Source organism: Paraburkholderia fungorum (genome assembly GCF_900099835.1).
Lineage (GTDB): Bacteria > Pseudomonadota > Gammaproteobacteria > Burkholderiales > Burkholderiaceae > Paraburkholderia > Paraburkholderia fungorum_A.
The window spans coordinates 623,102-635,838 of the sequence record NZ_FNKP01000003.1; the positions used below are offsets into that span (position 1 = coordinate 623,102).

Annotated in this window: 11 protein-coding genes; 6 read left to right on the plus strand and 5 right to left on the minus strand. The window is 65.1% G+C overall.

The window, feature by feature from the left end:
• Positions 1 to 51: 51 nt before the first annotated feature.
• The 6 genes from BLS41_RS32065 (at position 52) to BLS41_RS32090 (ending at position 7,375) form a co-directional block, all read left to right on the plus strand.
• Positions 52 to 1,530 (plus strand): NAD-dependent succinate-semialdehyde dehydrogenase, encoded by a 1,479-nt coding sequence (locus BLS41_RS32065; protein ID WP_074771703.1) that lies wholly within the window; start codon positions 52 to 54, stop codon positions 1,528 to 1,530.
• A gap of 2 nt (positions 1,531 to 1,532) precedes the next feature.
• Positions 1,533 to 2,525: a M14 family metallopeptidase gene (locus BLS41_RS32070; RefSeq protein WP_074771704.1), complete on the plus strand. Its 993-nt coding sequence runs from the start codon at positions 1,533 to 1,535 to the stop codon at positions 2,523 to 2,525.
• Entirely contained in the window at positions 2,522 to 2,866 is a 345-nt protein-coding gene (locus BLS41_RS32075; protein WP_074771705.1) for a cupin domain-containing protein, read from the plus strand. The genes BLS41_RS32070 and BLS41_RS32075 overlap by 4 nt, the downstream gene beginning before the upstream one ends.
• Positions 2,867 to 2,920: 54 nt before the next feature.
• Positions 2,921 to 4,249: an NAD(P)/FAD-dependent oxidoreductase gene (locus tag BLS41_RS32080; RefSeq protein WP_074771706.1), complete on the plus strand. Its 1,329-nt coding sequence runs from the start codon at positions 2,921 to 2,923 to the stop codon at positions 4,247 to 4,249.
• Between the two features lie 279 nt (positions 4,250 to 4,528).
• Positions 4,529 to 5,599, plus strand: a complete 1,071-nt coding sequence (locus BLS41_RS32085; protein ID WP_074771707.1) for an ABC transporter substrate-binding protein — start codon at positions 4,529 to 4,531, stop codon at positions 5,597 to 5,599.
• Between the two features lie 81 nt (positions 5,600 to 5,680).
• On the plus strand, positions 5,681 to 7,375 hold the full coding sequence (locus BLS41_RS32090; RefSeq protein ID WP_074773277.1) for a GMC family oxidoreductase: 1,695 nt from the start codon (positions 5,681 to 5,683) through the stop codon (positions 7,373 to 7,375).
• Between the two features lie 101 nt (positions 7,376 to 7,476).
• Here BLS41_RS32090 and BLS41_RS32095 read toward each other — a convergent pair whose 3' ends face one another.
• The 5 genes from BLS41_RS32095 to BLS41_RS32115 are packed head-to-tail and all read right to left on the minus strand — an operon-like array spanning position 7,477 to position 12,688.
• A complete protein-coding gene (locus BLS41_RS32095) occupies positions 7,477 to 8,904 on the minus strand; it encodes an aldehyde dehydrogenase family protein (protein WP_074771708.1) in 1,428 nt (475 codons plus the stop codon).
• Positions 8,905 to 8,922: 18 nt separating this feature from the next.
• On the minus strand, positions 8,923 to 9,729 hold the full coding sequence (locus tag BLS41_RS32100) for an ABC transporter permease (RefSeq protein WP_253189856.1): 807 nt from the start codon (positions 9,727 to 9,729) through the stop codon (positions 8,923 to 8,925).
• On the minus strand, positions 9,729 to 10,637 hold the full coding sequence (locus BLS41_RS32105) for an ABC transporter permease (protein WP_074771709.1): 909 nt from the start codon (positions 10,635 to 10,637) through the stop codon (positions 9,729 to 9,731). The genes BLS41_RS32100 and BLS41_RS32105 overlap by 1 nt, the downstream gene beginning before the upstream one ends.
• Positions 10,638 to 11,972 carry an NAD(P)/FAD-dependent oxidoreductase gene (locus BLS41_RS32110; RefSeq protein ID WP_074771710.1) on the minus strand — a complete coding sequence of 445 codons (1,335 nt, stop codon included), beginning with the start codon at positions 11,970 to 11,972 and terminating at the stop codon, positions 10,638 to 10,640.
• A gap of 2 nt (positions 11,973 to 11,974) precedes the next feature.
• Positions 11,975 to 12,688, minus strand: a complete 714-nt coding sequence (locus BLS41_RS32115; RefSeq protein WP_074771711.1) for an HAD-IA family hydrolase — start codon at positions 12,686 to 12,688, stop codon at positions 11,975 to 11,977.
• Between the last annotated feature and the right edge of the window lie 49 nt (positions 12,689 to 12,737).

A 12,737-nucleotide genomic window follows, 5' to 3' on the forward strand; every position in this document is an offset into this window, starting at 1 on the left:
GCGCAGGCCGGGCCCTTCGCCACCGCAAGCCGCAAAACACGGAGCGCTCACATGAGCACGAATCTCGAACAGCAGGCCCGCGCGCTGATCCGCACGGACAATTTCATCAACGGCCAGTGGCTCGCAGCGGCGAGCGGCCGGCGTTTCGCCGTGACCGATCCGGCCACCGGCAACCTGATCGCCGATGTCGCCGACAGCGGCCCGGCCGACGCGCGCGCCGCCACCGACGCCGCCGCCAAAGCGCTGCCCGCGTGGCGCGCGTTGCTGGCGAGCGAGCGCGCGGCCATCCTGCACCGCTGGCACGCGCTGATCATCGCCAATCGCGACGCGCTCGGCGCACTGATCTCGCTCGAACAGGGCAAGCCGCTCGCCGAAGGACGCGGCGAAGTCGGATATGGCGCGTCATACGTCGCGTGGTTCGCCGACGAAGCGACGCGCATCTACGGCGACCTGATTCCGGCGCAACAGCGCGGCAAACGCATGAGCGCGGTGAAGGAGCCGATCGGCGTCGTCGCGGCGATCACGCCGTGGAATTTCCCGCTAGCAATGATCGCGCGCAAGATTGCGCCGGCGCTCGCGGCAGGCTGCACGGTGGTCGCCAAACCGGCCGAAGACACCCCGCTCACCGCGATCGCGCTGGTGATGCTGGCGCACGAAGCAGGCGTGCCGGACGGCGTGCTCAACATTGTTTCGGCATCGCGCGCGTCCGCCGCCGAGACGGTCGGCGAATGGCTTGCCGACAGCCGCGTGCGCAAGATCACGTTCACCGGATCGACGCCGGTCGGCAAGCATCTCGCGCGCGAATCGGCGGGCACGCTGAAAAAGCTGTCGCTCGAACTCGGCGGCAATGCGCCGTTCATCGTCTTCGACGACGCCGATCTCGACGCCGCCGTCAACGGCCTGCTGGCCGCGAAATTCCGCAACGGCGGACAGACCTGCGTGTGCCCGAATCGCGTCTACGTGCAGCGCGACGTGTACGACCATTTCGCCGCGCTGCTGCGCGCGAAGGTGGCCGAACTGCGAGTCGGCCCGGCAAGCGAACCCACCTCGCAGATCGGCCCGATGATCAACCTGCGCGCCGTCGACAAGATCGCGCGCCATGTCGACGACGCAGTCGAAAACGGCGCGCTCGTGCTGACCGGCGGACGGCGGCTCACCGAACTCGGGCCGCACTACTACGCGCCCACGGTGCTCGGCAACGCGACCTCGGCGATGGCGCTGTGCGGCGAGGAAACCTTCGGCCCGGTCGTGCCGCTGTTCCCGTTCGACAGCGAACAGGAAGCCGTGCAGGCCGCGAACGACACACCGTTCGGACTCGCCGCGTATTTCTACAGCGAGAACATGCGCCGCATCGAACGCGTGTCGCGGGCGCTGGAAGCCGGCATCGTCGGCATCAACGAAGGCGCGCTTGCGTCGGAGGCGGCGCCGTTCGGCGGCGTCAAGGAGTCCGGCTACGGCCGCGAAGGATCGAAATACGGACTCGACGACTATCTGTCGATCAAGTACCTGTGCCAGGGAGGATTGCAGTAATCATGGAAGCCTATCCGATCGAAGTCGAATTTCCGGACATCTCGGCGCACGCCGCCGGCAACACCGGCATTGCCTATGTCCATACGTTCGACTCCGGCAAGCCCGGACCGCACGTGATGATCAACGCGCTCACGCACGGCAACGAAGTGTGCGGCGCGATCGCCGTCGCCGGGTTGCTGGAAAGCGGCCTGCGCCCGCGCCGCGGCAAGCTCACGCTGGCATTCGCGAATGTCGACGCGTACGCGCGCTTCGATCCCGCTGCGCCGGACAAGGCGCGTTTCGTCGACCAGGACTTCAACCGCGTGTGGACCGCCGCGAAACTCGACGACCTCGCCACCCGCTCGTCGGAACTCGACCGCGCGCGCGCGATGCGTCCCGTGATCGACACGGTCGACCTGCTGCTCGACCTTCATTCGATGCATGAGAAAAGCGCGCCGCTGATCGTCGCGGGGCCGCTGCGCAAAGGCGCGGAATTGTCCGAGCGGCTCGGCACGCCGGCCACCGTGATTCAGGACGAAGGCCATCCCGAGGGCCGCCGCATGCGCGACTACGAAGCTTTCGGCGACGACGCGAGTCCGAAGAACGCGCTGCTGGTCGAATGCGGCCAGCACTGGGAAGCCAGCGCGGTAACAGTCGCGCGCGACTGCTGTGCGCGCTTCCTGCTGCTGTCGGGCGTCGTCGATGCCGACGACCTGCCGCGCGGCTGGATCACACCGCTTGCCGACGAAATGTGCATCGTGCGCGTGACCGAACCGGTTGTCGCCAAAAGCATGGATTTCCGCTTCGCGAGCCCCTACACCGGCCTCGAAACCTTCGACAAGGCGGGCACCGTGATCGCATGGTCCGACGGCCAGCCGGTCGCGACGCCGTACGACGACTGCATGCTCGTGATGCCATCGCTGCGCCAGTTGCGCGCGGGCGTCACCGTCGTCCGGCTCGGCCGGATCGAACGCCGTATCGACCTCACCTCACGTCAACAGGAACACGCCGCATGAAAGTCCAGCAGATCTCGCAAGCCGCAGAAGTCACCGCCCTCGAAGACTGGGGAACCGCCGGGTTGCCCGGCACCGAACCGGCGCGCGTGTCGGGACGGCAGTATGTGATTCCCGGTCAGGAAGCCGTCGACACCGGCGTGTTCGAGTGCTCGCCGGGCACCTACCGGCGTTCGGTCAAACAGGCGGAAGTGATGCATTTCATCAGGGGCAGCGGCAGCTTCACGCCCGATGGAGAAACCACGATCCGCTTCGCCGCCGGCGACACGCTGTTCTTCGAGGCCAATACCGAAGGACTCTGGAACATCGACGAAACGCTGCGCAAGATCTACGTGATCTTCTGAACGCGCGGCACGCGCTTCGTATCTGCAGGTCATGTCAATCACGGTTGCTCATCCATGCTAAGAATCGACGAAGTTCCGAATAGCGACGGTTTTCCCGATCGCTGCGACGTAGCCGTGATAGGCGGCGGCATTATCGGCGTCAGTACGGCGTACGAACTGGCGCGGCGCGGACTCTCGGTCGCGCTGCTCGAAAAAGGCGTCATCGGCGCGGAACAGTCGGGGCGCAACTGGGGTTGGGTGCGTCAGCAGAATCGCGACCTCTACGAATTGCCGCTCGCAATGCAGAGCCTGAAGCGGTGGGGCGAGTTGAGCGACGAACTCGGCGAGGACATCGGCTTTCGCCAGTCCGGCATTCTGTACGGCAGCGAGCAGCCCGCCGACGTTGCTCAGTGGGAAACGTGGCTCGGCAAGGCGCGCGCAATCGGCTTCGACAGTCAGTTGCTTTCGGCGCGCGAACTGGCCGCGCGCGTGCCCACTGGACAAACGAAGTGGGCGGGCGGCGTGTGGTCGTATTCCGACGGACGCGCGGAGCCGTCGAAAGCGGCGCCCGCCATCGCACGAGGCGCGCAGCGGCTCGGCGCCCGCGTGCATCAAACCTGCGCGGTTCGCGGACTCGATATCAGCGCGGGCCGGATTTCCGGTGTCTGGACCGAGCGCGGGCGGCTTGCCGCGAACAGCGTCGTGCTCGCCGGAGGCGCGTGGAGCGCACTGTTCTGCCGGCATCACGGAATCGATCTGCCTGCCGTCAATGTGATCGGCACCGCGCTGCGTACGGCGGAAGCGCCTGCCGTGATCGACGGCTGTTTCTCCGGCCCGAACTTCGCGATCCGGCGGCGGCTCGACGGCGGCTACACGATTGCAGTCCCCGGTTATGGGCGGATGGAAATCGCGCCGCAAAATCTCCGGCACGCGGTGAAGTTTCGCAAGATGTTCCGCAGCAAGCTCAACAAGAAACTCAAGTTCCGGCTCGCGCAACGCTTTTTCGGCGGACCCGAAGGCAGTGCGAACTGGAGTCACGACGACATCTCGCCGTTCGAAGTGATGCGGGTGCTCAACCCTGCGCCCGATGCCGAATGGCCGACCCGTGCATTGGCAAACGTCGCGAAGGTGTTCCCGGAATTGTCGGGCCTGCGTGTCGCGCATGCATGGGCAGGCGCGATCGATACCACGCCCGATCTGGTGCCGGTCATGTCGCGCGTGGAGAGCATGCCGGGCCTCGTGATTGCGTCCGGCTTCAGCGGTCACGGCTTCGGTCTCGGGCCGGGAGCAGGCATGCTGGTCAGCCGCATCGTGACCGGCGATGCAAGTGGTAACGAGCTAGAGCCCTATCGTTTGACGCGCTTTTCCGATGGAACTCGGCTGACCAGTCCCGAGATGATGTGACGGCCTCGTGCCTTGTTTAACCGGCGGCACAAACACCGTGGCACCCGCACGCTGCGCTCCCCATTCGCGAGCGCAGCGATCTCATTGGACCCAGCCAACGCCGCATTGCTCTGACATAACTTCAGATCATGGCGAGTCCAACAATTCTGGCGTTGCCGTCGAAATAATGAATCAATATATTCGACATCACTCTTGCGTCTTCCGAAGCTGCCGGAGATCAGGCGCGAGGCTCGAACTGCAAGACGTCCATCGTTTTACCCCTGTCGAGGAAAGACTGTGATGAATATTGCAAGGCTCCGCCGCTCGATGTTCCCGTTGCGTCCGCTGGCCATGACTTTAGCGTTGAGTATCGTGGGTATCGCGGGCACGGCGCCCGCATTCGCAGCGGGCAAGATCACCTTCGTCTCGCAAGGCGGCGCCTATCAGGAAGCGCAGACCAAGGCGATTCTCGATCCCGCTGCCACGCAACTCGGCATCACCATCAATCAGGACAGCATTCCCGACGCGTGGCCGCAGATCAAGGCGCAAGGCGACACCGGCAAGCCGGTGTGGGATGTGGTCGACACACCGACCTCGAACTGTCTGCGCGGTGGCCGCGCCGGCCTGCTCGAAAAGCTCGATTTCTCGAAGATGCCGAACGCGGCGGCCGTCCCCGACAAATACCGCACGCCGTATTCGGTGGCGTATGAGTTTTATTCGACGGTCATCGGCTACAACAAGAAGAACCTGAAGAAAGTCCCGCAAAGCTGGAAAGATTTCTGGGACGTCAAGAATTTCCCCGGCACGCGCGCGCTGCGCAACGATCCGATGACGGTGCTCGAAGCCGCGTTGCTGGCAGACGGCGTGCCACGCGACAAGCTCTATCCGCTCGACGTCGATCGCGCTTTCAAAAAGCTCGAACAGATCAAGCCGAACGTGACGGTCTGGTGGACCTCGGGCGGGCAGTCCGCGCAATTGCTGCACGACGGCGAAGTCGACATGACGATGATCTGGAACGGCCGAGCGAGCGCCGTAATGAAAGACGACCCGGATATCGCGTTCACCTATAACGACGGCATCCTGCAGAACACGCAGCTTTGCGTGCTGAAGAACGCGCCCAACCTCAACGACGCGGTCCGCTTCATCAACGCCGCGCTGTCGCCGGAATTGCAGGCGAATCTGCCGCTCTACATCGACTACGGACCGGGCAATCCGGCCGCGTTCAAGACCGGCAAGATCACTGAAGCCCGCGCGGCCCAGTTGCCCAGCTCGCCTGCAAACGCCGCGAAGCAGGCGTTGATGTCGGAGGATTGGTGGGCATCGGACGCGGGCATCCAGGCCAAGGCGCGCTGGCTCAAGTTCATGCAGTGAGCGGCCGCGATCAGTCATCCTGATTAAATCGTTCTTCACTTGCCGCGCACGGCGTCACGTGCGCGGCTCACTGATTCCAACGTGATCGACTATCTGATTCTGGGCGGCGGCTCCGCCGGCTGCGTGCTGGCCGCGCGCCTGTCGGAAGACGCAGGCACGAACGTATGCCTCGTCGAAGCGGGTCGCGATATCTCGGCTGCGACGATGCCGGACGCGATCCGCAGCCGTTACCCAGGACGCGCCTATCTCGACACGCGCAACATCTGGCGGCAACTCAAGGCGCGCATGCGCACGAGCGGCTCGCCCCGCCGGTACGAACAGGCGCGCCTGCTCGGCGGCGGTTCCGCGATCAATGCGCTGATGGCCAATCGCGGCGCGCCCGCCGACTACGACGAATGGGCATCGCTCGGCGCATCGGGCTGGGATTGGGAGTCGTGTCTGCCCTACTTCCGCAAGCTCGAAACCGATTGCGACTTTAGCGGACCGCGCCACGGCAGCGACGGACCGCTGCGGATCCAGCGCCCCGCCTGGGCGCGCATCTCGCCGTTCGTGCGCGCGGTGCTGCATACGCTCGATGAAAACGGCCATGCGCTGCACGACGATCAGAACGGACCGTGGCAAGACGGCACGTTCATCGGCTCGATCGGCGTGAGTGCGAACGGCGAGCGCCTGCCGACCTCCGTCTGCTATCTCGACGATGCGACCCGCGCCCGCCCCAATCTCACGATACGCACGGGTGAAGTCGCCGCGCGCATCCTGTTCGACGGCCGGCGCGCGTGCGGTGCGCGCATCGTCCGCGCGGACGGCACGAGCGAGGACGTGCGTGCGCGCCGGGTGATCGTGTCGTCCGGTGCGATTCATAGCGCCGCGTTGCTGTTGCGCAGCGGCGTCGGCCCCGCGCCCGAACTGAAGACGCACGGCATCGAAATCGTCGCGGATCGGGCGGGCGTCGGACGCAATCTGATGGAGCATCCTTCGATCGCCGTCTCCACGTTCCTGCCGCGCAACGCTCGCACGCCGTATCCCGACGAACATCACGAGCAGGCCGTCGTACGGTTTTCATCGGGGCTGCCCAACACCGTTCCCGGCGACATGCACGGCGCAATCCTGTCGCGCTCGGGGTGGCATTCGGTCGGCTATCGGCTCGGGACGCTGTTCTTCTGGGTCAATAAATCGTATTCGCGCGGACGGGTGACGCTCGCCTCGTCCGACGCGCACGATGAACCCCACGTCGATTTTGCGATGCTGTCCGATCCGCGCGATCTGGCGCGCCTGAAGCTCGCGCTGCGCTTCGGCGCGGCACAACTCGCCTCGCCTTCGCTGGCGGCGCATCGCGATGTGATCTTTCCATCGAGCTATTCGCCTCGCGTGGCGGCGGTGGCGGTGCCGGGTGTCTGGAATGCGCTGCAGCGCGGCGCGTTGAGCGGGCTGCTCGATATCGCCGGGCCGTTGCGCGGCACGTTGATCAAACGCGTGGTGACGCAAGGGGTCGGTATCGACGATCTGCTCGCCGACGATCGCGCCATGACGGAATTCGTCACGCGGTCGGTTGGCGGCACGTGGCACCCTTCAGGCACTTGCCGGATGGGTTCGCCCGATGATCCGCTGGCCGTGACCGATCAGCATGGCGCGGTGTATGGCGTCGACGGTCTGTACGTTTGCGACGCGTCGCTGATGCCGTCGATTCCCTGCGCGAACACGAATGTGCCGACCATCATGATCGCGGAGAAAGTGGCCGATGGTTTGCGCAAAGCAGATGCCGGTCGAGCGCGTTGAATAAAAAAATGCCAGGCGTGACTCGCAGGACTGAATAAAAAGAGGCCGCCACGCGTAACCCGTTTGGCAGCCTCTTGCAACCCGGACGTCAGGCGCGCCTGTCAGCTTCCGTAGCCCACGACGCCCTTCACTTCCAGAAACGCTTCCAGCCCCCACTCGCCGTACTCGCGGCCATTGCCCGACTGCTTGTAGCCGCCGAACGGCGAGCCCGGATCCCACGCAGGATAGTTCACGTAGACGCTGCCCGCGCGCATCCGCAACGCCACGCGCCGCGCGTGCGCCTGATCGGCGGATTGCACGTAAGCAGCGAGGCCGAACGGCGTGTCGTTCGCGATGGCGATGGCGTCTTCTTCATCGCGGTACGGCATGATCGCCAGAACAGGACCGAAGATTTCCTCGCGGGCGATCGTCATCGACGGATTCACGTTGGCGAATACCGTGGGCTTCACGTAATAGCCGCGTTGCAGACCTTCGGGGCGGCCGAGTCCACCGGCGGCCAGCGTCGCCCCCTCCTCGATGCCCACGCCAATGAGCCGCTGCACGCGCTCGAACTGCACGCTGCTGACGACCGGACCCATGCCGGTTGCCGGATCGTCCGCCGCGCCGACTCGCAGCGTCTGCGCGACACGCGTTGCAATCGCCACGGCTTCGTCGTGACGCGCCGCCGGCACCAGCATGCGCGTCGGCGCGTTGCAGGACTGGCCGCTGTTGCCGAAGCATGAACGAACGCCCGCCGCGACCGCCGTGTCGAAATCGGCATCATCGAGCAGGAGGTTCGCCGACTTGCCGCCCAACTCCTGATGCACACGCTTGACCGTCGGCGCAGCGAGCCGCGCGATCTCGACGCCTGCCCGCGTCGATCCGGTGAACGACACCATGTCGACATCGGGATGCGCGGCAAGGACCGCACCGACCGTCGGACCGTCGCCGTTCACGAGATTGAAGACGCCTTTCGGCACCCCCGCTGCGTCGATGATCTCGGCGAACAGCAACGCGTTCAGCGGCGACACCTCGCTCGGCTTGAGCACCATCGTGCAGCCCGCCGCGAGCGCCGGCGCAACCTTGCAGACGATCTGATTGATCGGCCAGTTCCAAGGCGTGATCAGCGCCGCGACGCCGACGGGCTCGTGATTGACGAGCGTGCTGCCCTTCATACGCTGCCACGGGAAACGTTCGACGGTGCGCAGCGTCTCCTCGAGATGCCGCTTGCCGAGCGCGGCCTGCCAGTCGTGCGACAGCTTCGCAGGCGCGCCGATCTCACGCGAAATGACTTCGGCCATCTCGTCGTAGCGCTTCAGATACGCTTCGAGAATGCTTTCGAGCAACGCGACGCGCTCGGCCACGCTCGTCTGCGAGAACGATACGAACGCGCGCTTTGCGGCCGCTACCGCGCGATCGGCGTCGTGTGCATTGCCGAGCGCAACCTCGCCCAGCGATTCTTCCGTGCAGGGATCGATGACGGCCAGGCGCGCGGTGCCCGACGGCTCGACCCATTCGCCGTCGATATAGAACTGCTGTAGATGTCGCATAGGTTCTCTCTGGAATGACTAGGCTCGTGCCGCCGCCGACGAACGCCGGCTCACGACGACGATCATCACGAGGCACAGCGTGATGGCCGTCAGCATCGTGCTGATCGCGGCGATGGTGGGGTCGATCTCGTCGCGCAACGTGACGAACATGCGGCGTGTGAGCGTCTGGTTGTCGCCGCCCGACACGAACAGCGCGACGACGGTTTCGTCCAGCGCCTGAATGAACACGAACACCGCCGCGGCAATCACGCTCGACCGGATCTGCGGCAGCGTCACCGTCATGAACGCGCGAAAGCGGTTCATGCCGAGGCTGCGCGCAACCATCTCCTGGGTCGGGTCGAACGTACGCAGATCGGCGCCGACCGAGATCAGCACGTACGGCAGGCCGAGCATGGTGTCGGCCGCGATCAGGCCGCCGAGCGTATTCACGTAACCCGCCTGCGAATAGACGAAAAACACACCGACCGCGACGATGATGATCGGCACCATCAGCGGCAACATCAGCAGCGTGCGCAGATAGCGTAGCGACCAGTGCGAGCCGTTCTGGATGCCGTACGCGGCCATGATTCCGAGCGGCGTCGCGATCAGCGCGGCGCAGGTCGACGCGACGAAGGTAGTCCGCGCCGCGGCGATCCACGCCGGGTTGTCGAAGAACGCGTGATACCAGCGCAGCGAATAGCCCGGCGGCGGAAAGGTCAGGAAGCTCGCATCGGAAAACGACAGCGGCACGATGATGATGACGGGCACCATCAGGAACGCGAGGATCAGCACGACGCACGCCCCCAGCGTCATGCGTCCGAACGACAGTTGCCGGGTCATGTCCATCACTTCGCTCCCAATGTCTTTTCGAGCGGAATCACACGGCTCACGGCGTAAAACACCGCGAATACGCAGATGAGCAGCACCACACTCACCGAACTTGCCGCGCCCCAGCTGTTGTAGATATCGACATTGCGGCTCACGATCATCGACACCATCATCGACTTGCCGCCGCCCATCAGTTCAGGCGTGATGTAGAAGCCCAGGCACAACACGAACACCAGGGTCGCGCCCGCCAGCACGCCGCTCATCGACAAAGGCAGGAAGACGCGCAAGAACACATGCCACGGCGAGCCGCCGAGGCTCGCGCCCGCCTGGGAAAGATTCGCCGGGATCTTCTGCATCGCGGAATACAACGGCAGCACCATGAACGGCAACAGGATGTGCACCATCGCGATGACGGTGCCGAGCTGGTTATACGAAAGCTGCAACGGCCGGTCGATCAGTCCCATGCCGAGCAGCGCCTTGTTGATCAACCCGGTGCGCTGCAACAACACGAGCCACGCGTAGGTCCGCACCAGCACGCTGGTCCAGAACGGCAGGATCACCATGCCGAGCACGAGCGCGCTCCAGCGCGGCGAGATCGACGCCGCGAAATACGCGACGGGATAGCCGAGCAGCAGCGTCAACGCGGTCACGATGAGGCTGAGCCTGAACGTCAGCACGAACGTGGAGAGATAGGCTTCCGTGAACACGCGCCGGTAGTTCGCGAGCGTGAAACCGCCGTCCTGATAAATCGACTGCCACGACAGCCACGCGAGCGGCACCACCACCAGCACCACTGCGACCAGCAACGCCGGCGTCATGAGAAGCAGCATCGCGCGGTCCTCGCGTTGCCGGTAGCGGACTGACGGGTCGGTCGTGGCGGAAGGCATCATAGTCGGGTCTTGCAACATCCGTTTGGCTATCGTCATTCATGCACCCACGGCGTCGAGAAGCTGGTAGCACGCGGCGACAAGCCTCACGCCGGGCGCACGCAGCGAATGGAAGGGCACGGGCCGCAGCCCGTCCTGTGCGAGCATCGACAGTTCGGGCTTGTCGCCGAGCGCGAGCGCCGCCGCATGCTGGCCGATCAGACTGGCCATTGCGACACCCGCGCCGTTGTAGCCGAGGCAGAAGGTCGTCGCGGAATCGCTGCGGCCAACATGCGGCAATCCGTTGAAAGTCATACCGACATAGCCGGACCAGCGATATTCGACCGGCACCTCCCGCAGATCCGGGAACAGCGCAGTCATCGCGCGATGCAGCGCTTCGAAGCCGGTCGGCTGGCCTTCCTTGCCGAACGCATCGCGTCCGCCGAACAGCATGCGGCCATCCACCTTGCGGAACCACTTCATCATGCGGCGGGTTTCCGTGTAGCTACGGTCGTTGACCATCACACGCGCATCGAGTTCGGGCGGCAGCGGCGCGGTCGCGATCATCGCGCTGCGGAACGGCACGAGTTCGCGATGAAACTGCGCGGTCGCGTCCGTAAGATTCGAGTAGGCGTTGGTCGCGACGATCACCTGCTTCGCGCGCACCGTCCCGCCCGGCGCAAGCAGCACGACGCGGCCGTCCTGAGCACGCGACATGCCGGTCACCGGACTCGATTCGTAGATCGGCACGCCTCGCGCGGTCAGCCCCGCCGCGAGCCCGCGCACGTATTCGAGCGGCAGAATCGTCCCGGCATCCGCGCTGAGCACTCCGCCGATAAAACCCTTCGAGCCCGTTTCATGTTCGATCTGCGCGCGCGACTGCACGGTCATCGACGCATCGCCGAGATTCGTGCGCACCCAGTCGGCTTCGGCCACGATCGCCGACAGCGCGCGCTCCGTGTGTGCGCAACGCAGGCTGCCGGTGTGCTCGAAGCGCGCACGGTCGAGGCCGAACTCGTCGATCAGCGCTTCGACCGCTCGCACGCCGTCATGCGCGAGGCGATGCATGCGCCGCGCGGTTTCCAGCCCATGCGTGTTCGCAATCGAAGGAAACGACAGACGAAACTTCGACGACACCACACCGCCGTTGCGGCCGCTCGCTCCCCAGCCAACCGGGTTTGCATCCAGCACCGCGCAGCCGACACCGCGCTTGTGCAGCGCATATGCGGCGGCGAGGCCCGAGTAACCCGCGCCGACGATCGCGACCTCCACGTCGAGGTCGCCGGCGAGCGGCGCGGCTGCGGCCACGGACGCGTCCAGCGCCGGCGCGCGTGCGGCCATCGCGCGCCACAGTGAATCCGCTTGCGCAACCGGGCCTGGGGTCGGGGCGCGCATCGTCAGGCCGCGACGCGCAGCTCGGCGTCTACCGCATCCGCCAGACCGGCAAGCGTCGCGAAGCGGAAGGTCGGCGTGGTCACGGCTTCCGGCACCGGCGTCGCGCCGAAGCCGTTCAAACCCTGACGCCGCTCGATCCAGCACGTCGCGTAACCGAGTTTCGTCGCGACGCCGATGTCGTGATACTGGCTCTGCGCGGTGTGCAGGATCTCGCTGAATTTGTAGCCGAAGGCCGCCTGACGTCCGCGGTTGTACGCGAAGAATTGCGGGTCCGGCTTCGCGACGCCGGTTTCGTCGCAGCACACGGTGTCGTCGAACGGGTCGCCCAGCGTGTGGGCATAGGCCGACAGCGCGACGCGGTCCGCGTTGGTCATCGCGACGAGGCGGAAGTGTTTGCGCAGACGTTTGAGTGCGGCAACCGAGTCCTCGAACGCGGGCCAGTCGAGCACGTCGCGCTGAAACGCGGCGGCGGATTGCGGATCGTTCGGCAAGCCCAGCCGGTTCGCCAGATGCAGGTACACGTTCGCCATTTCATGGCTTGAACGGCCATAGAATTTTGCCCGGCCTTCCATATACGGCTCGAAGATCTGACTGTCGCTCAGTTCCTGCGCCTTCGCGCCGCCGAGGCGTCGCACGGAATCGAGCACGCCTTTTTCGAAGTTGATCAGCGTACCGACGACATCGAACGTCAGGACTTTGAAATCGGTGAGATTCATTGCTTCATCCTTTGCGGGTTGCGTATCTGCGTTTGAGTCGGAATCGCCC

Excerpts from the sequence above, each read along its gene's own strand:
- BLS41_RS32065 (WP_074771703.1), top strand. The coding sequence starts at position 52 with ATGAGCACGAATCTCGAACAGCAGGCCCGCGCGCTGATCCGCACGGAC.
- BLS41_RS32070 (WP_074771704.1), top strand. The coding sequence starts at position 1,533 with ATGGAAGCCTATCCGATCGAAGTCGAATTTCCGGACATCTCGGCGCAC.
- BLS41_RS32075 (WP_074771705.1), top strand. The coding sequence starts at position 2,522 with ATGAAAGTCCAGCAGATCTCGCAAGCCGCAGAAGTCACCGCCCTCGAA.
- BLS41_RS32080 (WP_074771706.1), top strand. The coding sequence starts at position 2,921 with ATGCTAAGAATCGACGAAGTTCCGAATAGCGACGGTTTTCCCGATCGC.
- BLS41_RS32085 (WP_074771707.1), top strand. The coding sequence starts at position 4,529 with ATGAATATTGCAAGGCTCCGCCGCTCGATGTTCCCGTTGCGTCCGCTG.
- BLS41_RS32095 (WP_074771708.1), bottom strand. The coding sequence starts at position 8,904 with ATGCGACATCTACAGCAGTTCTATATCGACGGCGAATGGGTCGAGCCG.
- BLS41_RS32100 (WP_253189856.1), bottom strand. The coding sequence starts at position 9,729 with ATGGACATGACCCGGCAACTGTCGTTCGGACGCATGACGCTGGGGGCG.
- BLS41_RS32105 (WP_074771709.1), bottom strand. The coding sequence starts at position 10,637 with ATGACGATAGCCAAACGGATGTTGCAAGACCCGACTATGATGCCTTCC.
- BLS41_RS32110 (WP_074771710.1), bottom strand. The coding sequence starts at position 11,972 with ATGCGCGCCCCGACCCCAGGCCCGGTTGCGCAAGCGGATTCACTGTGG.
- BLS41_RS32115 (WP_074771711.1), bottom strand. The coding sequence starts at position 12,688 with ATGAATCTCACCGATTTCAAAGTCCTGACGTTCGATGTCGTCGGTACG.